At 71.4% G+C, this 17,900-nt stretch carries 21 protein-coding genes; 10 read left to right on the top strand and 11 right to left on the bottom strand.

Features of this window, described 5'->3' with window-relative positions:
* The first annotated feature begins 107 nt into the window (after positions 1-107).
* Positions 108-596 (top strand): cupin domain-containing protein, encoded by a 489-nt coding sequence (locus AB0A65_RS25730; protein ID WP_359955414.1) that lies wholly within the window; start codon positions 108-110, stop codon positions 594-596.
* On the opposite strand, the gene AB0A65_RS25725 is transcribed toward AB0A65_RS25730, so the two are convergent.
* From AB0A65_RS25725 to AB0A65_RS25700, 6 genes are all read right to left on the bottom strand, one after another.
* On the bottom strand, positions 593-1,315 hold the full coding sequence (locus AB0A65_RS25725; protein ID WP_359955411.1) for a hypothetical protein: 723 nt from the start codon (positions 1,313-1,315) through the stop codon (positions 593-595). The genes AB0A65_RS25730 and AB0A65_RS25725 overlap by 4 nt on opposite strands.
* An 84-nt stretch (positions 1,316-1,399) precedes the next feature.
* Positions 1,400-2,287, bottom strand: coding sequence for a succinate--CoA ligase subunit alpha (sucD, locus tag AB0A65_RS25720; RefSeq protein ID WP_359955408.1), 888 nt, complete (start codon positions 2,285-2,287; stop codon positions 1,400-1,402).
* Between the two features lie 4 nt (positions 2,288-2,291).
* A complete protein-coding gene (gene sucC, locus AB0A65_RS25715) occupies positions 2,292-3,470 on the bottom strand; it encodes an ADP-forming succinate--CoA ligase subunit beta (protein WP_359955405.1) in 1,179 nt (392 codons plus the stop codon).
* Positions 3,471-4,088: 618 nt separating this feature from the next.
* Positions 4,089-4,520: a cobalamin B12-binding domain-containing protein gene (locus AB0A65_RS25710; protein WP_359955402.1), complete on the bottom strand. Its 432-nt coding sequence runs from the start codon at positions 4,518-4,520 to the stop codon at positions 4,089-4,091.
* A gap of 111 nt (positions 4,521-4,631) precedes the next feature.
* Positions 4,632-5,675 carry a hypothetical protein gene (locus AB0A65_RS25705; protein WP_359955399.1) on the bottom strand — a complete coding sequence of 348 codons (1,044 nt, stop codon included), beginning with the start codon at positions 5,673-5,675 and terminating at the stop codon, positions 4,632-4,634.
* 142 nt (positions 5,676-5,817) lie between these two features.
* Positions 5,818-6,150 (bottom strand): MarR family transcriptional regulator, encoded by a 333-nt coding sequence (locus AB0A65_RS25700; protein WP_359955396.1) that lies wholly within the window; start codon positions 6,148-6,150, stop codon positions 5,818-5,820.
* A 140-nt stretch (positions 6,151-6,290) separates the two neighbouring features.
* Here AB0A65_RS25700 and AB0A65_RS25695 point away from each other — a divergent pair, with 140 nt between their 5' ends.
* Positions 6,291-7,745, top strand: a complete 1,455-nt coding sequence (locus tag AB0A65_RS25695) for an MFS transporter (RefSeq protein ID WP_359955393.1) — start codon at positions 6,291-6,293, stop codon at positions 7,743-7,745.
* 71 nt (positions 7,746-7,816) lie between these two features.
* Here the strand turns inward: AB0A65_RS25695 and AB0A65_RS25690 are convergent, their stop codons facing one another.
* Positions 7,817-8,539, bottom strand: a complete 723-nt coding sequence (locus AB0A65_RS25690) for an ATP-binding cassette domain-containing protein (protein ID WP_359955391.1) — start codon at positions 8,537-8,539, stop codon at positions 7,817-7,819.
* A 213-nt stretch (positions 8,540-8,752) separates the two neighbouring features.
* Between AB0A65_RS25690 and AB0A65_RS25685 the strand changes: the two genes are divergently transcribed.
* The 3 genes from AB0A65_RS25685 to AB0A65_RS25675 all read left to right on the top strand — a co-directional run bounded on the left by AB0A65_RS25685 (position 8,753) and on the right by AB0A65_RS25675 (position 11,516).
* The gene (locus AB0A65_RS25685; protein ID WP_359955388.1) at positions 8,753-10,063 is read left to right on the top strand and encodes a sensor domain-containing protein; all 1,311 of its coding nucleotides are present in this window, start codon (positions 8,753-8,755) and stop codon (positions 10,061-10,063) included.
* Positions 10,051-10,698, top strand: a complete 648-nt coding sequence (locus tag AB0A65_RS25680) for a response regulator transcription factor (protein WP_359955386.1) — start codon at positions 10,051-10,053, stop codon at positions 10,696-10,698. The genes AB0A65_RS25685 and AB0A65_RS25680 overlap by 13 nt, the downstream gene beginning before the upstream one ends.
* A 113-nt stretch (positions 10,699-10,811) precedes the next feature.
* On the top strand, positions 10,812-11,516 hold the full coding sequence (locus AB0A65_RS25675) for an MIP family channel protein (protein WP_359955383.1): 705 nt from the start codon (positions 10,812-10,814) through the stop codon (positions 11,514-11,516).
* Positions 11,517-11,572: 56 nt separating this feature from the next.
* Here AB0A65_RS25675 and AB0A65_RS25670 read toward each other — a convergent pair whose 3' ends face one another.
* The gene (locus tag AB0A65_RS25670) at positions 11,573-12,001 is read right to left on the bottom strand and encodes a thermonuclease family protein (RefSeq protein WP_359955380.1); all 429 of its coding nucleotides are present in this window, start codon (positions 11,999-12,001) and stop codon (positions 11,573-11,575) included.
* A 96-nt stretch (positions 12,002-12,097) separates the two neighbouring features.
* Between AB0A65_RS25670 and AB0A65_RS25665 the strand changes: the two genes are divergently transcribed.
* The 4 genes from AB0A65_RS25665 (at position 12,098) to purH (ending at position 16,356) form a co-directional block, all read left to right on the top strand.
* A complete protein-coding gene (locus tag AB0A65_RS25665) occupies positions 12,098-13,456 on the top strand; it encodes a DUF6350 family protein (RefSeq protein ID WP_359955377.1) in 1,359 nt (452 codons plus the stop codon).
* On the top strand, positions 13,453-14,058 hold the full coding sequence (gene purN / locus AB0A65_RS25660; protein WP_359955374.1) for a phosphoribosylglycinamide formyltransferase: 606 nt from the start codon (positions 13,453-13,455) through the stop codon (positions 14,056-14,058). Before AB0A65_RS25665 ends, purN begins: the two co-directional genes overlap by 4 nt.
* 5 nt (positions 14,059-14,063) lie before the next feature.
* Positions 14,064-14,696, top strand: a complete 633-nt coding sequence (locus tag AB0A65_RS25655; protein ID WP_359955371.1) for a VanZ family protein — start codon at positions 14,064-14,066, stop codon at positions 14,694-14,696.
* Between the two features lie 118 nt (positions 14,697-14,814).
* A complete protein-coding gene (purH, locus tag AB0A65_RS25650; protein ID WP_359955368.1) occupies positions 14,815-16,356 on the top strand; it encodes a bifunctional phosphoribosylaminoimidazolecarboxamide formyltransferase/IMP cyclohydrolase in 1,542 nt (513 codons plus the stop codon).
* A gap of 89 nt (positions 16,357-16,445) precedes the next feature.
* Here the strand turns inward: purH and AB0A65_RS25645 are convergent, their stop codons facing one another.
* The gene (locus AB0A65_RS25645; RefSeq protein ID WP_359955365.1) at positions 16,446-16,778 is read right to left on the bottom strand and encodes a hypothetical protein; all 333 of its coding nucleotides are present in this window, start codon (positions 16,776-16,778) and stop codon (positions 16,446-16,448) included.
* A gap of 195 nt (positions 16,779-16,973) precedes the next feature.
* Between AB0A65_RS25645 and AB0A65_RS25640 the strand changes: the two genes are divergently transcribed.
* Positions 16,974-17,342 (top strand): zf-TFIIB domain-containing protein, encoded by a 369-nt coding sequence (locus AB0A65_RS25640; protein ID WP_359955362.1) that lies wholly within the window; start codon positions 16,974-16,976, stop codon positions 17,340-17,342.
* Here AB0A65_RS25640 and AB0A65_RS25635 read toward each other — a convergent pair.
* Positions 17,339-17,659, bottom strand: a complete 321-nt coding sequence (locus AB0A65_RS25635; protein WP_359955359.1) for a type II toxin-antitoxin system PemK/MazF family toxin — start codon at positions 17,657-17,659, stop codon at positions 17,339-17,341. The genes AB0A65_RS25640 and AB0A65_RS25635 overlap by 4 nt on opposite strands.
* Positions 17,656-17,880, bottom strand: coding sequence for a hypothetical protein (locus AB0A65_RS25630; protein ID WP_359955356.1), 225 nt, complete (start codon positions 17,878-17,880; stop codon positions 17,656-17,658). Before AB0A65_RS25630 ends, AB0A65_RS25635 begins: the two co-directional genes overlap by 4 nt.
* Positions 17,881-17,900: the final 20 nt, after the last annotated feature.

Below are 17,900 nucleotides of genomic sequence, written 5' to 3'. Positions count from 1 at the left end.
GCGTCTCCTCACGGTCGGGACTAGCCGCTCGGCTAGGACGCTACCAATATGCCGGACCGCCCGGTAGCGTCGGACACGGGCCCCGTCCATGAGAGAGAGCGAGCCGCATGTCCTATCCCGAACCGCGCTATTTCGGCGACGAAGGCGAGATCAGCGCGTACTTCCGCCCCGCCGGGCAGGCGCCGGACCTGACGTACCCGAACGGCGGGTCCGCCGGGTACCTGGCGACCGGCGCGACCACCAACGGCCAGTTCGGCCTCTACCAGTGGAACATGAGCGGCGCCCGGTCCGGGCCCGACCCGCACTTCCACCGCACCATCTCGGAGTCCTTCTACATCCTCACCGGCACGATCCGGATCTACAACGGCGCCAAGTGGGTCGATCACGAACCCGGCGACTTCGTGCACGTCCCCGAAGGCGGCGTCCACGGCTTCCGCAACGAGTCCGGCGAACCCGCCTCGATGCTCCTCATGTTCCACCCCGGCGCCCCCCGCGAGGACTACTTCGAGGGCCTGCTGACCCTGGGGGAGCTCTCGGACGAGGAGCGGAAGGCGTTCTTCGCCGAGCACGACAACTTCTGGATCGAGGAGTCCTAGGGGATCAGCACCGCGTACTCGCGCAGGTGCCGCTCGAACCCGGGCGCCACGCCGACCTCCACGATCACCTCGTCGAGGCTCTGGAACGGCCCCAGGCGCTCCACGCGCTCGCGGACCTGCTCGGCGAGCGCCGCGTTGAACCCGGGGAGGTCGCCCAGGACGGCGGCGGGCGCGTGGTTGAGGTCGACCAGCCCGCCGTCGTCGAGGTGCCGCGGCTGGTCGGGGCGGCCGACGCCGCTGCGCTTCGCCAGCGACGGATCGCCTTCGGCGAGCCGCCGGGCGTCTTCGCGCAGCCGCGCGGCCTGGTCGAGGGCCGGGGCCACCCAGTCCCCGACCGGGACCGGTTTCGGCGGCGGCGCGGGCTTCGGCTCGGGTCCGGCGCCCCTCGGCGCCCAGACGTACCGGCGGATCGCGAGCAGGTGGACGGCGGCGCCGACCGTGGAGACCAGCAGCGTCGCGAACGAGCTCCACAGCGCCCAGTCCGGAGTCGTGCCCACGTCGAACGGGAGGATGAACGCGAAGAACCCCAGGAACGCGGCGGTGTAGACGACCAGCGGCGCCACCGTCCTCGCCGAGGGCCGCCGCCCGGCGGCGATCCCCAACGCCAGGGGCGCACCGGCTCCGGGCACGAGGAGCGGCAGCAGCGCCCACGCGACGGTGGCCGTGCCGCGGCCGCGGGGCGGGGTCGGCGGATTCGGGGGCGGGGGCGTCGCGGGCATGGCCCCGATCGTATCGGCCCGGTGCGAGGGCCCCGGGGAACACGAAGGGCCGGGCGAACCGCCCGGCCCTTTCGCTTGCGGTGCTTAGAGGTTCTCGACGACCTCGCGCATGAGGCGGGCGGTCTCGCTCGGGGTCTTCCCGACCTTGACGCCCGCGGCCTCCAGGGCCTCCTTCTTCGACTCGGCGGTGCCGGCCGATCCGGAGATGATGGCGCCGGCGTGGCCCATCGTCTTGCCCTCGGGGGCGGTGAACCCGGCGATGTAGCCGACGACCGGCTTCGTCACGTGGTTCTTGATGTACTCGGCCGCGCGCTCCTCGGCGTCGCCGCCGATCTCGCCGATCATGACGATCGCCTTGGTCTCGGGGTCCTCCTCGAACGCCTTGAGGCAGTCGATGTGGGTGGTCCCGATGACCGGGTCGCCGCCGATGCCGACGGAGGTCGAGAAGCCGATGTCGCGCAGCTCGTACATGAGCTGGTAGGTCAGCGTGCCCGACTTGGAGACGAGGCCGATGGGGCCGGTCCCGGTGATGTCGGCGGGGGTGATGCCCGCGTTCGACTTGCCGGGGCTGGCGATGCCGGGGCAGTTCGGGCCCACGATGCGGGTCTTGTTGCCCTTGGACTCGGCGTAGTTCCAGAAGGTCACCGAGTCGTGCACCGGGATGCCCTCGGTGATGACGATGACGAGCCCGATCTCGGCGTCGATCGCCTCGACCACGGCGGCCTTGGAGAAGGCCGGGGGCACGAACACGACGGAGGTGTTCGCGCCGGTCTCGGCCATGGCCTCCTGCACGGAGGCGAACACCGGGAGGCTCACGCCGTCGACGTCGACCTTGGTGCCGGCCTTGCGCGGGTTCACGCCGCCGACGATCTCGGTGCCGGCCTTGAGCATGCGGCGGGTGTGCTTCATGCCCTCGGAGCCGGTCATGCCCTGGACGATGACCTTGGAGTTCTCATTGAGGAAGATCGCCATTGGACTAGGCCCCCTTGTTCGCGAGCTCGGCGGCCTTGTCGGCCGCGCTGTCCATGGTCTCGACCACGGTGATGAGCGGGTGGTTCGCGTCGGCGAGGATCTTGCGACCCTCCTCGGCGTTGTTGCCGTCGATGCGGGCGACGAGCGGCTTGGTGACGTCCTCGCCGCGGTCGGCGAGCGTCTGGAGCGCGCCGAGGATGCCGCGGGCGACCTCGTCGCAGGCGGTGATCCCGCCGAAGATGTTCACGAACACGGCCTTGACCTGCGGGTCCGACAGGACCACTTCGAGGCCGTTCGCCATGACGGCCGCGGACGCGCCGCCGCCGATGTCGAGGAAGTTCGCGGGCTTGACGCCGCCGTGGTTCTCCCCGGCGTACGACACGACGTCGAGGGTGGACATGACCAGGCCCGCGCCGTTGCCGATGATGCCGACGGAGCCGTCGAGCTTCACGTAGTTGAGGCCGGAGTCCTTGGCGCGCTGCTCCAGCGGGTCGACCGAGGACTTGTCCTCGAACTCGGCGTTGTCGGGGTGGCGGAAGTCCGCGTTCTCGTCGAGCGTGACCTTCGCGTCGAGCGCGAGGACCTTGCCCTCGGGCGTGCGCACGAGCGGGTTGACCTCGACGAGGGTCGCGTCCTCGGCGACGAAGGCGCCCCAGAGCTTCACGAACACGTCCACGAGCTGCTCGCGGAGGTCCTCGGGGAAGCCCGCCTGGGTGACGATGCCGTCGGCGATCTCCGGGGTGACGCCGACACCGGCGTCGATCGGGAGCTTCACGACCTTCTCGGGGGCGGTGTGGGCGACCTCTTCGATCTCCATGCCGCCGGCGGTCGACGCGATGCACAGGAACGTGCGGTTCGCGCGGTCGAGCAGGTACGAGAAGTAGTACTCCTCGTCGATGTCGGCGGTCACCGTGAGCATGACCTTCTCGACGGTGTGGCCCTTGATGTCCATGCCCAGGATGTTCGTGGCGTGGGTGTTGACCTCGTCCACGGTGTCGGCGAGCTTGACGCCGCCGGCCTTCCCGCGGCCGCCGACCTTCACCTGCGCTTTGACGACCACCCGGTCGCCGAGGCGCTCTGCGAGCGCAACGGCCTCCTGCGGTGTGGTGGCGACGCCGCCGTCCAGAACCGGCACTCCGTGCCGGGCGAACAGTGCGCGGCCCTGGTATTCGTACAGATCCACTGTAGAGTCCGCTCCACTAGCTAGTCTTCCTTGACCGGACGGCCCGCCCCTCCCCGCCATGGCCCGGTGCGGGCCGCGGCCTCGGCGAACCGGGTCCGGTCAGGCGGGGGAGAGCTACAGGCGCCCGTTATCGCAGGGTAACGCGCGGCGAGGCGCCGGGGACCCGGGCGGGCGGCGGGTGTGACGAGTCAGGCTCGGGAGGCCGCTTGCCGGGCCCTTGCAGGCGATTCGCGTTCCTGCGGGGCACTGGTGCGGCCGGTGGGGAACTCGTGGGGAAAGAGGCGGGGACCGGACGCACCCCTCAGGCGTCCGGTCCCCTTAGCGGGAACCAAGCCCACCCCTCAATGGCTTGATTCCCTTAGGCACGATGCCCTATCGCCACCCCTCAATCGACAGGGCATCGGCAGCTTGTGGCACAGCTCAATTGCACGACGCTTCGGAAGTGAACTCCCGGTGAAGCCTCTGCGCTATTGCCCGGCGGCCTTTCGGCCGACTGCTGATGCGTCTTCCGCGGTGTTGCTTCCGCGTCCGACACTTATAAGAACGAGGGCCGCCAGGCGCGGTTACGGTCTCCCCAAAGAATTTTTTGCCGCGGACGTATCCGCAGGCCAGGGCCGCTCAAACGGCCGCGGGGCTGCCCTGATCGGGTGAGGGCACATGGCCGCGGACCCATTCGGCGATCACCTGGGTCGAGGCGCCGGGGCCGAATATCTGCGCTACTCCGGCCTCGCGCAACTGCGCGGCGTCCTCGTCGGGAATGATGCCGCCGCCGAATACGACGATGTCGCGCGCGTCGTTTTCGTCGAGGAGTTTCAGCACCCGCGGGAAGAGCGTCATATGCGCGCCGGAGAGGATGCTCAGGCCGATCGCGTCGGCGTCCTCGGCGAGGGCGGTGGCGACGACCTGCTCGGGGGAGTTGTGGAGGCCCGTGTACACGACCTCCATGCCCGCGTCGCGCAGCGCGCGCGCCACGACCTTCGCTCCGCGGTCGTGGCCGTCGAGCCCGACCTTGGCGACGACGACGCGTATGGGCGCCCCGGTTGCAGTCATCTGTACCTCCTCGTACGGAGGCCGCGGCGCCTGCGTCGCTCGTGGCGATCGTCGGCGCCGCGGCCAGTTCATACGAGTGAGCTTAGTCGCGACCGGTGCGGGTTGGAAGTCCTACTGGCCGTAGGGCGGCTGCGGCGGCTGCTGCTGGCCCGGCTGGGGGTAGCCGGGAGGCGGCGGCGGGTACCCGCCGGGCTGCTGCCCCTGCGGCTGGCCGTAGCCCTGCGGGGGCTGGCCGGGCTGCTGGTACGCGCCGGGCTGGCCGTAGCCCTGCTGCGGCTGGCCGTACCCGGGCGGCGGGTAGCCCGCGGGGGCGGTCGGCGCGCCCTTGATGTACGCCTTGACCTCCGGGTCCTTGATGTAGATGAAGGACGCGTAGCCGTAGGCGCCGGCGGCGGCGAGGTTGAGGATGAGCGTCAGGAAGATGATCCCGCCGACGATCGCGATGGCCGCGAGGCTCGACAGGGCCCCGATGACCCCGAAGCCCGCGCCGACCATCATGAGGATGACGCCGGTGAGGCGCAGGCCGCCGGAGGTGACCTGGCCCTTCGGCAGCGCCCAGCCGTACCAGGCGAGCGCGGCGGCGACGAGGAGGCCGATGACCCCGGCGAAGGCCCCGTACGGGTTCATGAACGAGAACACCGCGGAGACGACGCCGATGCCCGCGCCGATGAGGGCCATGAGGCCGATGCGCTTGATGCCCTCGGGGACCGCGCCGACGGCGCCGGTCTGCTGCGGCTGCGGGAAGCCCGCCTGGGGCGGGGGCGGCGGGTAGCCGCCGGGCTGCTGGCCGGGCTGTCCGTACGGCTGCTGGCCGGGCGCGGACTGCGGGAGCTGGCCCGAGCCGAGCGGGTTCGGCTGCGGCGGCTGCGGGGTCCCGGACGGGTTGAACCCGGTCTGGGAGCCCGTCTGCGGCATGACCGTGGTCTGGGCGTACTCCGCGGCCGGCGGGTCCGACGGGCCGGTCGGGTTCCCGAGCGGCGAGGGCGGCGGGGGCGGGGTGCCCTGCTGGGCCTCGACCCGGTTGATCTTCATGGTGCGGTCGAGTCCGGCCTCCTCCCCTCCTTCAGGGGCCGCGGCGGGCGGCTGCGCGCCGGGCTTGAGCTTGAAGGTGCCGCCGTCCTCGTCGTCGGGTCGGTCGTTCTCTGGGGGAGTCATGACATCCACTCTCCATGCCGGATCGGTTGTGACTGCTCTCCACCTCACCTTACCGACCGTCACGCCGCAAGGGGGTATGCCGTCCGAAGCGGGCCCCAGAGCGCGCGCATTGAACCGTTTCAGCGACGGATCGCGAAGCGGCTCAGGCGAAGTGGCGGAGCAGCACGCCCCGGTACGTGGGCTGCGCGGCCTCGTAGCGCTCCTGGCCCGCGGGGGTCAGCATGAGGAACATGGCGCGGCGGTCGAAGTCGCAGGTCGCGCGCGTGACGAGGCCGGCCTTCTCCAGGCGCGTGACGGTGCGCGAGAGGGCGCTCTGGCTGAGGTACATCTCGGCTTCGAGGTCCTTCATCTTGGCCTTGCCGGTGCTGTCGCAGCACTTGCTGGACAGGATCTTGAGGACCTCGAACTCGCTCAGTCCCAGGTCGTGCCCGTCCTGGAGCTCGTTCTCCAGCTCGCAGGATGTGGTGTGGTACACGCGAAGTGTTTCAGACCACTTGGTGCACACGTCTTCGGATACTTCGGCCTCCATGACCAGGAGATTACCATGTCAAGACATTTAATGTCTACGCATTTGATGTGTTGACATCCAATGCACGTGCATGTAAGTTTCTCGGCATGACGATCACCGAACCGAAACCCCTCCCCACCTCGACTTCGACCGGCATCGATACACCTTCACACACCCCGAGCCGATGGGGTCCAAAGCTGTGGGCGGTCCTGTTCGTGGCCGGCCTCGCGATGTTCCTGGACGCCCTCGACGTCTCCATGGTCGGCGTCGCGCTCCCGTCCATCGGTGCCGAGCTGGGCCTGGAGACGGCCTCGCTCCAGTGGATCGTCAACGGCTACATCCTCGGCTACGGCGGCCTGCTCCTCCTGGGCGGACGCATGGCCGACCTGCTGGGACGCCGCCAGGTCTTCCTCACCGCGCTGGTCGTCTTCGGCGCCGCCTCGCTCATCGGCGGGCTCGTCGAGCACGAGGGCCTGCTCATCGCCTCGCGCATCGTCAAGGGCGTCGCCGCCGCGTTCACCGCCCCGGCCGCGCTGTCGATCATCACGACCACGTTCAAGGAGGGCCACGACCGCAACAAGGCCCTGTCGATCTTCACCGTCTTCGGCGCCACCGGGTACGCCTCGGGCCTCATCGCCTCCGGCCTGCTCACCAGCGTCGACTGGCGCCTGACGTTCTTCGCGCCCGTCATCGTCGTGGTCGGCGTGCTCATCGCCGCGTTCGTGGTGGTCCCCAAGAACACCGAGCGCGAGAAGGGGCGCATCGACTTCCTCGGCTCCGCGACGCTCACCGGCGGCATGCTCGCCGCGGTCTACACGATCGTCACGGTCCCCGAGACCGGCTTCACGCCGCTCGTCACCGCCACCACCGCGGCCGCGGTCCTGCTCCTCGGCGCGTTCTTCGTCATCGAGAACAAGGTCGCCCACCCGCTGGTGCGCCTGAGCATCTTCAAGGTCAAGTCGATCGTCCGCGCCAACCTGGCCGCGCTTGCGATCTTCGGGTCCTACATCAGCTTCCAGACGATCGTGTCCCTGTACCTCCAGAACACGCTCCGGTGGGAGCCGATCCAGATGGCGCTGGCCCTGGCCCCCGCCGGGATCATCGTGGCGATCCTGTCGCCGCTCGCGGGCAAGTTCATCGACCGCTACGGCACCAAGTCGATGATCATCGCCTCGATGGCCGCGTTCGTCCTCGGCTACCTGTGGTTCATCGTCCGCGGCGGCTCGGCCCAGCCGAACTACCTCACCGACTACCTGCCCGCGTTCCTGCTGCTGGGCCTCGGCTTCGCGATCGGCTTCTCGTCGGTCATGGTCCAGGCCACCGAGGGCATCTCGGACGACGAGCAGGGCCTGGCCTCCGGCCTGGTCCAGACCTCCGGGCAGATCGGCGGCGCCGTGGTCCTCGCGATCGTCACCGGCCTCATCGCCGGGGGCACCGCCACCAGCATCGCCCAGTACCGGCCCGGCCTGTACCTGGTGACCGCGGTCGCCGCGGTCGGCCTCCTCGCCAGCGCCACCGCCCTCATGGGGCGCCGCGCCCCCGAGGTCGTCGAAGCCGCGTAAGCACCACTGAGAAACAAACACCCGCACAGCAGGGCCCGCCGAGAATCGGCGGGCCCTGCTGTTTCCCCTTGCTACCGAGTGGAAGTCAGGACGGGGCGCAGGCGCGCCCCTTCGAGGGCGAACGTCGCGTGCGCGCGGGAGGCGGCCGCGGGGTCCTGCGTGACCATGAGCAGGCCCGGCGCCCACTCGTCCACGAGGGACCGCATGAGGTCGAGGACCTCCGAGGCGTCCGCGGGCCCGAGGGCGCCGGTCGGCTCGTCGGCGACGACCACGTCGGGACGGGACGCGAAGGCCCGCGCGACGGCCGCGCGCTGCTGGAGCACCGGCACGAGGTCCCCGGGGCGGCGCTGGAGGAGCCGGCTGACGCCGGTGCGCTCGGCGAGGTGGTGCAGCCAGTCGCGGTCCTCGGCCTCGCCCGCGAGGCGCAGCGGCATCGCCAGGTTCTCCTCGATCGTGAGGGACGGCAGCAGGTTGAACGACTGGAACACGAACCCGACCCGGCCCTGCCGCAGCAGGGTCCGCTTCGCCTCTTCGAGGCCCGTGATGCGCCGGTCGGCGATGCGGACCTCCCCGCCGGTGGGGTCGTCGAGCCCGGCCGCGCAGTGCACGAGCGTGGACTTCCCGGCCCCCGGTCCCCCCATGACGGCGATGAGCGCGCCGCCGGGCACGTCGAGGCTGACGCGGTCGAGGACGGTGTGCGCGCCGTCGTAGGTCTTCGTGATCTCCCTCAGGGCGAGCGCGGGTGCGGCGGTCGCGGGGCGCCTGCTCGGGGGAGCGGCGAGGGTGGTGGTCATCGGTGTGCCTCCGGGTTTCCTTGGTACCGACGACGCTATGGCGTTCCGTGTCCGTTTCCAATGCGGTCAGCTGCCGGAACAGGGGTGGGGACAACCGGAACCGGGCGGGTACAGCCAGCTGTAGTACCGGCCCGTTCCGCCTTGTACAGCAGGCTGTAGCGACGGCGCGGGCCCGCCGCGGGTACGTTTCCAAGCGAGTTCTTGGAGGAAGCGATGGCGATCGGCAGGCGTGAGCGCGTGCAGGCGTGGTTCGACGCGCAGCTGCGCCCGGACGGCGAGGGAAGGTCCGGGCTCGGCTCGGTGCTCGCCGCGGCCCTGCGCGCCTCCGGGTACGGCGCCGTCGGCGCCGGGTTCGGCATCCTCGCGCTCTACACGATCCCCGTGGCGGTCCTCGTCGGCTTCCTCTCGCTGCTCGGCGCCGGGCGGTTCCTCGTCCACCCGACCATGCAGTGGGTGCGGATGCTCGCGGGCCTGGAGCGGCGGCGCCTGCACCGCCTCGGCCACGACGTCGAGTCCCCGTACTCGGGCCCCGACGCCGAGGCCCCGCGGAGCCTGCGCGAACTGCGCGCCGACCCGACCGCGCGCCGCGACCTCATGTGGGTGTTCCTCCACGGCACGTGGGGCCTCATCCTCGGGGCGACCCTCATCAACATGCCGTTCGTGTCCGTCCGCGACGCGACCTACCCGCTGTGGTGGGCGTTCGCGCCGGCCTCGGAGCAGCAGATCCTCTCGGGGATGCTCGACGCGCACACCGCGCCCGCCGCGGCCCTCGGCTTCGCCACCGGCATCGCCGTGTTCGCGCTGTGGCTCCTGTTCGGCCCCAAGCTCCTGGAGATCCAGGCCCGGCCCGGCGTCAACCTCCTCGGGCCCGACCCCGACATCGACCTGTCCGAGCGCGTCGCCCGCCTCACCGCGACCCGCGCCGCCGCCCTCGACGCGCACGCCGTCGAGCTGCGCCGCATCGAACGGGCCCTCCACGACGGGGCCCAGAACCGGATCGTCGCCGTTGCCGTCCTCGTCGGCGCCGCCAAGCGCGAGGTCCCCCGCGACCCCGACCGGGCCGTGGAGATCCTCGGCCGCGCCCAGGACACCGTCGAGGACGCGCTCGCCGAACTGCGCGCCGTCGTCCGCTCGATCCTCCCGCCGGTCCTGGAGGACCGCGGGCTCGCCGGGGCCCTGAACGCACTGGCCTCGGACTGCGCCGTGCCCTGCACGGTGGCCGTGGACGTGCCGGGCCGGTGCCCGGCGAGCGTCGAGGCCACCGCGTACTTCGTGGTCGCCGAGTCGCTCACCAACGTGGCCAAGCACTCCCGTGCGACGAGCGCGTCGGTGGAGGTGACGCGGCGGGGGAATACCCTCACTGTGGCCGTGGTCGACGACGGCCGCGGCGGCGCCGACGCCGGGGCCGGATCGGGCCTGGCGGGCATCACGCGGCGCGTCGAGGCGCTCGACGGGACCGCGACCGTGACCAGCCCACCCGGTGGGCCGACCGAGATCAGAGTGGAGCTGCCGTGCGGATCGTGATCGCCGAGGACGACACCCTCCTGCGCGAGGGCCTGAACCTGGTCCTGCGCGGGGAGGGCTTCGACGTCGTCGCCTCCGTGGGGGACCCGGCCGCGTTCCTCGCCGCCGTCGAGGAGCACCGCCCCGACGTCGCGGTCGTGGACGTCCGCATGCCCCCCACGCACACCGACGAGGGCATCAAGGCCGCCGTCGCGGCCCGCCGCGCCCACCCGGGCCTCGCGGTCCTCGTGCTCTCCGCCTATGTGGAGCAGTCGTTCGCCACCGACCTGCTCGCCGACGGCGCCCGGGCCGTCGGGTACCTCCTCAAGGAGCGCGTCGGCCGCGTCGACGCGTTCGTCGAGGCCCTGCACCGCGTCGCGGGCGGCGGCACCGCCATCGACCCCGAGGTCGTCGCGCAGCTGTTCGCGCAGCGCCGCGCCGACGACCCGGTCGAACGCCTCACGCCCCGCGAGAAGGAGGTCCTGTCGGTCATGGCCGAGGGCCTGGGGAACGGCGCGATCGCCCAGCGGCTGTTCATCACCGAGAACGCCGTCCACAAGCACATCCGCAACATCTTCCTCAAGTTCGGGCTCACCCCCGACGACGAGACCGACCGCCGCGTCGCCGCCGTCCTCCACTACCTCGACCGCGCCTGACCCGCACCCGAACCACGGCGCAAGTCAGTCCAAATAGCGCAAACGCTCACGAAGTCGCCCCAATCCTGCCATCCTCTGGAACAGACGTAGGAAACGGTTTCGAGGAGGACGTCATGCGCGCGATCTGGGCCGAACTGGTCGGCACCTTCTGCCTGGTCTTCTTCGCCGTCGGCGCGGCGGTGTACGGCATCAACGGCGAAGCCATCGGATTCGTGGGCGTCGCCTTCGCCTTCGGCCTCGTCCTCTTCGCACTCGCCTACGCGATCGGCCCGATCTCCGGCGCCCACGTCAACCCCGCCGTCACCCTCGGCGCGCTCCTCACCGGCCGCGTCGACACCGCCACCGCGGTCGGCTACTGGATCGCCCAGTTCGCCGGCGGCATCGCCGCCGCCGCGCTCCTCAAGTTCATGACCACCGCCGGGGACGTCACCGACCAGACCGGCGCGCTCGGCGCCAACGACTACGGCGCCACCGTGAACCTCACCGGCGCCATCGTCATCGAAGCGCTCCTGACGTTCCTGCTCGTCTTCACCGTCCTCGCCGTCACCAGCAAGAAGGGCGCCACCCCGGCCGCGGGCGCCGCCATCGGCCTGGTCCTCGTCATCATCCACCTGGTCGGCCTGCCGCTCACCGGGACCTCGGTCAACCCGGCCCGCTCGCTCGGCCCGGCCCTGTTCGCCGGGGGCGCGCCCCTGGAGCACCTGTGGGTCTTCATCGTCGCGCCGCTCGTCGGCGGCATCCTCGCCGCGGCCGTCCAGCCCTGGCTCTACGGCCGCGAACCCAAGGAGACCGACCACCAGACCGCAGAAGCCCTGTAACCGAGACGCGAACGAGGGACGGCCCCCGCCGGGGGCCGTCCCTCATCCGTTGCGTCTCAGTCGTCCTGCCACATGCCGCGGTCCGCCGCCTGCGCGAGGTCCTCGGCCTTCTCCAGCGTGTCGCCGATCGTCAGGTCCTGGTGCCGCAGCACGTACGCCTCGGCCATGCCGTCGGCCACCGCCAGCACCGCGTAGTTGATCCCGTTCTCCATCACCACGTGCGCGAGCAGCCGGTCGTACTGGTCGTACACCTCCGCGCCCGGGTCGGTGAACAAGTGGACCGTCCGCCCCTGGAGCTTCTCGCGCGCATAGTCCTTCGCCTCCTCGCCCCAGTCCTGCTCCTCGCGGAACCCGCCCGACTCGGGCGCGTTGATGCCCAGCACCCGCACCCGGATCGCCTCGCCGTCGATCCGCACCCGGAACGTGTCGCCGTCGATCACGTCGTACGCCTCCGCGGTGGCGTAGAACTCGCCCGGACCATCCATGCCAGTCTCCTCACTCTGAAGTCGACCCATCCTCGCACCGGCCCGCCAGTGCCGGGAAGGCGCTGCGCCCGGCGCCCTTGTGACAGACTGGTCGGCGTGGAGCGACGACCGAACCGACGCCCTGGCAGCACAGGGTCCGCGCAGCGCCACACCGTGCGCATCGACGCCTCGGCGCCGCCCCGCCAGCCCCGCAGCGAGAACGACCGCGAGACCGAGGTCATCGACACCGGCGCGCGCCCCCGCGCCCGGCGCCCCCGCGCGCTGTTCGCGTCCGCGCTGGCCACGACCGTGTGGTGCGCGACGGTGGTGTTCACGCCGATCCTGGTGTGCGTCATCGCGGGCTGGTGGCAGGCCGGGGCCCAGGGCCCGGTCTCCGTGGTCGCGGCCGCGGCCGGAACGGCCTGGCTCTCTGGGCACGGCGTGCCCGTCGACATCGGACCGGTCCACCTGAGCGTCACGCCGCTGGCCCTCACCGTCCTCATCGCCTGGCGGCTCGCGAAGGCCGCCGCCGGGACCACGCGCGCGATCGGCGGCCGCGACGCCGCGGCCGTGCGCGCCGCCGCCGGGCTCGTCTCGATCCTCTATACCGGACTCGTCGCCGGGGCCGCCGCGCTGAGCGCCCGCGGGCCCTTCGAGATCGACATGCTCCCCGCGCTCTTGCACGCCGTGCCGCTCGTCGTGGCGGCCACCGCGTTCGGGTCCGCCCGCGAGGCCGGGGTCCTGCCCTGGGACACCGCGTCGGTGTGGCTGCGCCGGGGCCTGCGCACCGGGCTCATCACGGCCGGGGCGCTCCTCGCGTTCGGCGCCGCCGCCACGGGCGCGGCGTTCGCCGTCCGCGGCCCGATCGTCGCCGACACCATGGGGCTGTACGGGAACGCGTCGTGGATCGTGGCGCTCATGAGCCTGCTCTACCTGCCGAACCTCGCCGTGTGGGCCGCCGCGTACCTCGCCGGCCCCGGCTTCGCCGTCGGCGCCGGGACGGCCGTGCAGACCGAGCTCGTGGCGATCGGCCCGCTCCCGGCGTTCCCGGTGTTCGCGGCCGTGCCGACCGCGCCGCTGCCCGAGTACGCCACCGTCCTGGTCGGACTGCCGCTCATGCTCGCGGCCGTGTTCGGCGTGATCCTCACGTACCGCTCCCCGGACCTGCGGCTGCCGCGCGTCACCACCGCGTCGATCGTCGCCGCCGCGACCGCGGCCCTGGCGCTCGCGCTCCTGGCGTACCTCTCCGGCGGCGCCGCCGGGCAGGACCTCCTCGCCGACCTCGGGCCCGACCCGGTCGCCGTCGCGGGCGTCGCCGGGGTCCAGTTCCTCATCGGCCTCGTGGGCGCCGCCCTCGTCGCACGCCTGTTCGCCGTCCACCGCCGCGCCGCCGAAGCCGAGCTCGTGCGGCGAGACACGGTGGTCATCCCCGAACCCGCGCCCGGCCGCGACGACGGGTTACCGTTTCACCCGTGACCGCTGAACTCGTCGTGCTCGTCTCCGGCTCCGGCTCCAACCTCCAGGCCCTCCTCGACGCCTGCGCCGACCCCGCCTACGGCGCGCGGGTCGCCGCCGTCGGCGCCGACCGCGACGGGACCTTCGGCGCCGAGCGCGCCGCGAAGCTCGGCGTGCCCACGTTCGTGCACAAGGTCAAGGACTACGCGACCCGCGACGAGTGGGACGCCGCGCTCACCGCCGAAGTCGCCTCCTACCGGCCGGACCTCGTCGTCTCGGCCGGGTTCCTCAAGCTCTGCGGGCCGCGGTTCCTCGACGCGTTCCCCGGCCGCTACGTCAACACCCACAACTCGCTCCTCCCCGCGTTCCCGGGCATGAACGGCCCCGGCGAGGCCCTCGCCGCGGGCGTCAAGATCGCGGGCGCGACCCTCTTCGTCTGCGACTCCGGCGTCGACACCGGCCCGATCGTGGCCCAGTGCGCCGTGCCCGTCGAGGACGACGACACCGTCGACTCGCTCACCGAGCGCATCAAGGAGGCCGAGCGCGCCCAGCTGGTCGAGTCGGTCGGCCGCATGATGCGCGACGGCTGGAAGGTCCAGGGCCGCAGAGTGATCCTCGGGTAGGCGCCGTGGGCACCCCTCTCGCCATCGACGCCCTGGAGACCGCCACCGTCTGGGCCTCCTTCGCGCTCATCCCGCTCGGGCTCCTCCTCGCCTGGGCCCTCGCCGCGCTGCGCACCCGCCGCGGCCGCCCGCACCCCCGGCGCGACTCCGTCGCCGAGGTCGGCATGGTGTTCGGGACGCTCCCGTGGCTGTTCCTGGTGCTCACGCCCCGCGGCGGCGACGGCGGCCTGCAACTCGTCCCGTTCGCCGACCTGGTCGACCTCGCCGGGGCCGACCCGCGCACCATCGTGGAGCAGCTCGTGGGGAACCTCCTGCTGTTCTTCCTCGCCGGGGTGTTCCTGCCGATCCGGTTCCCCCTGGGGCCGTGGGCGGTCCTCGGGCTCGGCGCGGCCGGGGCCGCGCTCGTGGAGGCCGCGCAGTTCGCGTTCGGCACCGGACGGGTCGCCTCCGTCGACGACATCCTCCTCAACGCCCTCGGCGCGCTGCTCGGCGCCCTGGCCTCGCGGCACTGGTGGCGGGCGTCACGCGCGGTCGCCGCCCGGGAGCCCGCGACGAGCGTGTTACGCTCGGCTGGTCGCGACTGGCGAGTGACGTCTTTCGAGGTTTCCCGTGGCACGGACCGGGCAGCTCGTTGTTGAGGGGGAACCTTCAGAAGACGCCACGGGTGGAGTACCACCAGGGAGCGGCACTGCTGAACCTGTTACTGCGGTCGAACGCCTGGGCCGCAGTCATTAGACAACCAGGAGCAGTGCATTCATGTCCGAGCGGAAGCTCATCAAGCGGGCCCTCGTCTCTGTCTTCGACAAGACCGGCGTCATCGACCTCGCCCGCGACCTCCACGCCGCCGGCGTCGAGCTCGTCTCCACCGGCTCCACCGCGGCGCGCATCGCCGAGGCCGGCATCCCCGTCACCAAGGTCGAGGACCTGACCGGGTTCCCCGAGATCCTCGACGACCGCGTGAAGACCCTCCACCCGAAGGTCCACGGCGGCCTCCTCGCCGACGTCCGCCGCGAGTCGCACCGCGATCAGCTCGCCGAGCTGGGCATCGAGGCGTTCGACCTGCTCGTCGGGAACCTGTACCCGTTCCAGCAGACCGTCGCCTCCGGCGCGGGCTTCGACGACATCGTCGAGAAGATCGACGTCGGCGGGCCCTCGATGGTCCGCGGCGCCGCCAAGAACCACGCGAACGTCGCGGTCGTCGTCGACCCGGCCGACTACTCGTGGATCCGCGACGCCGCCAAGGAGGGCACCACCGCCGAGCAGCGGCTTCGCCTGGCCGCCAAGGCGTTCGCGCACCTCGCGACCTACGACGCCGCCGTCGCCACCTGGCTCGCCGAGCAGGCCGCGGATGGTCTGGGCGATTTCCTCGCCCTGCCCGCCGCGAAGCTCGCGGACCTGCGCTACGGCGAGAACCCGCACCAGGACGCGGCCGTGTACGCCGTCCCGGGCGCGCCCGGCCTCGCGCAGGCCGAGCAGCTCCACGGCAAGGCCATGAGCTTCAACAACTACACCGACGCCGACGCCGCCTGGCGCGCCGCGCACGACTTCACCGCGCCCGCGGTGGCGGTCATCAAGCACGCCAACCCGTGCGGGATCGCCGTCGGCGCCTCGATCGCCGAGGCCCACCGCCGGGCCCACGCGTGCGACCCGCTGAGCGCCTTCGGCGGCGTCATCGCCGCGAACGCCGAGGTCGACGCCGAGGCCGCCGCGCAGATCGCCGAGATCTTCACCGAGGTCGTCGTCGCCCCGTCGTTCACCAACGAGGCGCTCGCGATACTCACCGCGAAGAAGAACCTGCGGCTCCTGCGGGCCCCCGAGTGGGCGCCCGCCGCGATCGAGCTGAAGCCGATCTCCGGCGGCGTGCTCGCGCAGCGCCCCGACCGGGTCGACGCCGACGGCGACTCGCCCTCCAACTGGACGCTCGCGACCGGCGCGCCCGCCGACGACGCGACGCTCGCGGACCTCGAATTCGCCTGGCGCGCCGTCCGCTCCGTGAAGTCCAACGCGATCCTCCTCGCCTCCGGCGGCGCCTCCGTGGGCGTCGGCATGGGCCAGGTCAACCGCGTCGACTCCGCGAAGCTCGCCGTCGAGCGCGCGGGCGCCGACCGCGCCGCGGGCTCGGTCGCCTCCTCGGACGCGTTCTTCCCGTTCCCCGACGGCCTCCAGATCCTCATCGACGCGGGCGTCAAGGCCGTGGTCCAGCCCGGCGGCTCCGTCCGCGACGAAGAGGTCGTCAGCGCCGCGAAGGAAGCGGGCATCACGATGTACTTCACCGGGACCCGCCACTTCACGCACTGACGGAGGAAGTGCGGGAAGCGGGAAGCGCAGTACGCACTAGCACGTACACCGAAGGGCCGCACGGGAACCCGTGCGGCCCTTCGCCGTCGCTACGAGGCCCAGGAGACGCAGGTCCCCGGGAGGTAGCCCCAGTCGTCGCCGGAGTAGTTGACGCGGGCCCACTGGTCGGTGGTCCCGCCGCACGCGGTGTACGAGGCGCCGGGGACGAGGGCGCAGTCCGCGTCGTAGGTGCTCCCGGCGGTCACCGACCCGACCTCGCCGGTTGAGGCCCCCGGCCCGGCCCAGACCGAGCGGTTCTCGACCGCCACGGCCGAGCAGGCCGCGGCGGCGTCGAGGTCCGCCGCCTGCGCCGCCCCGGCGAACCCGGTCGTGAACGCCGCCGCGGCCGCCAGGGCCGCGACCGCCGTCGTCAATCGCTTCACGTTCCACTCCATTTCGTCATGTTTCGCGGGGATTGCCCGCGCCACGATGACGCTTTCACGGAACCGGCGGCCCCGTCGAGGCCCGAACGCCGATGGTCGGGATTCTTACCGAGGGCGTTCTAGCTGAGAGAACTCACAGGTGGGAGGCCCGCTTCCGGTTGGGCATCCATGGCCGTTTCACGATAGGTTGATGTCATGATGCAGATGCTCTGTCCGAAATGTCAGAACCCGATGCACCAGTACGAGCGGAACGGCGTCGTCGTCGAGCAGTGCTCCGAATGCAAGGGCATCTTCCTCGACCGCGGGGAACTCGAACACCTGATGACCGCCGAGTCGTCCTTCCAGCGCGGCGCCCCCGTCGCGCCCCCCGGCCCCGCGCCGCGCGATCAGCCCCGCTACGACGACCGGCGCGACGACCGCCGCTATGACGACCGCAGGGACGACCGTCGCCACGACGACCGCCGCCGCGACGACCACTACGACGACCGCCGCCACCACGGCGACGACTACCACTACAAGAAGAAGAAGCGCAAGAGCGTCTTCGAGGACCTCTTCGACTTCTAGAGCAGGCCGAACTTCAGTAGCAGCGCGCGGTCAAGTGCGTCGATCTCATCGGAGTCGAGCGCTCCCTTGAATTCTCCGAGTCTGGCGTGGTCGACCGAGAAGACCTGGTCGGTCAGGATTCGAGATTTCGACCCGAGGAACTCGATCTCCGGTCGGTAGATCGCTTGACCCGCGCTGGCCGAAGTCAGAGCGACTGTGACCGTGCTGCATGCGAACGCGTCGGATTGGATCACGACGCCGAAACGGCGGCCCTGCTGTTCGTGGCCGCTGCTCTGCTTCGCGGGCCTGATTTCGTAGATCGCCCCGCGGAAGATCACTCCATGGTCCCCATGTACCGCATAATGGCCAGCATCTCGGCGCGATCGTCAGGATCGTCCGCAAGCCGTTCGGCGTCGGCTTTCGCCTGATCGATGAGGTCTTCACGGTAGGCGCGCAGCAACGCGTAGCGGACCGCCTCGGTCTTCGTGCGTCCTTCGGCGGTCAGTGCGGCGAGTGCCCGATCCATGGCGGCATCGGTGCGGACGTTGAGCATCGACATGCGGCAATTGTATCACGAAA

It is taken from the genome of Glycomyces sp. NPDC047010, from assembly GCF_040644205.1.
Classification (GTDB): domain Bacteria; phylum Actinomycetota; class Actinomycetes; order Mycobacteriales; family Micromonosporaceae; genus Glycomyces.
The sequence above is the reverse complement of the archived record's forward strand: the minus strand, read 5'-3'. Positions and strand labels throughout refer to the sequence as shown.

What these genes read in the sequence shown, in the direction of transcription:
- AB0A65_RS25730 (WP_359955414.1), top strand. Translation starts at nt 108, where the DNA reads ATGTCCTATCCCGAACCGCGCTATTTCGGCGACGAAGGCGAGATCAGC.
- AB0A65_RS25725 (WP_359955411.1), bottom strand. Translation starts at nt 1,315, where the DNA reads ATGCCCGCGACGCCCCCGCCCCCGAATCCGCCGACCCCGCCCCGCGGC.
- sucD (WP_359955408.1), bottom strand. Translation starts at nt 2,287, where the DNA reads ATGGCGATCTTCCTCAATGAGAACTCCAAGGTCATCGTCCAGGGCATG.
- AB0A65_RS25710 (WP_359955402.1), bottom strand. Translation starts at nt 4,520, where the DNA reads ATGACTGCAACCGGGGCGCCCATACGCGTCGTCGTCGCCAAGGTCGGG.
- AB0A65_RS25705 (WP_359955399.1), bottom strand. Translation starts at nt 5,675, where the DNA reads ATGACTCCCCCAGAGAACGACCGACCCGACGACGAGGACGGCGGCACC.
- AB0A65_RS25695 (WP_359955393.1), top strand. Translation starts at nt 6,291, where the DNA reads ATGACGATCACCGAACCGAAACCCCTCCCCACCTCGACTTCGACCGGC.
- AB0A65_RS25690 (WP_359955391.1), bottom strand. Translation starts at nt 8,539, where the DNA reads ATGACCACCACCCTCGCCGCTCCCCCGAGCAGGCGCCCCGCGACCGCC.
- AB0A65_RS25685 (WP_359955388.1), top strand. Translation starts at nt 8,753, where the DNA reads ATGGCGATCGGCAGGCGTGAGCGCGTGCAGGCGTGGTTCGACGCGCAG.
- AB0A65_RS25675 (WP_359955383.1), top strand. Translation starts at nt 10,812, where the DNA reads ATGCGCGCGATCTGGGCCGAACTGGTCGGCACCTTCTGCCTGGTCTTC.
- AB0A65_RS25670 (WP_359955380.1), bottom strand. Translation starts at nt 12,001, where the DNA reads ATGGATGGTCCGGGCGAGTTCTACGCCACCGCGGAGGCGTACGACGTG.
- purH (WP_359955368.1), top strand. Translation starts at nt 14,815, where the DNA reads ATGTCCGAGCGGAAGCTCATCAAGCGGGCCCTCGTCTCTGTCTTCGAC.
- AB0A65_RS25640 (WP_359955362.1), top strand. Translation starts at nt 16,974, where the DNA reads ATGATGCAGATGCTCTGTCCGAAATGTCAGAACCCGATGCACCAGTAC.
- AB0A65_RS25630 (WP_359955356.1), bottom strand. Translation starts at nt 17,880, where the DNA reads ATGTCGATGCTCAACGTCCGCACCGATGCCGCCATGGATCGGGCACTC.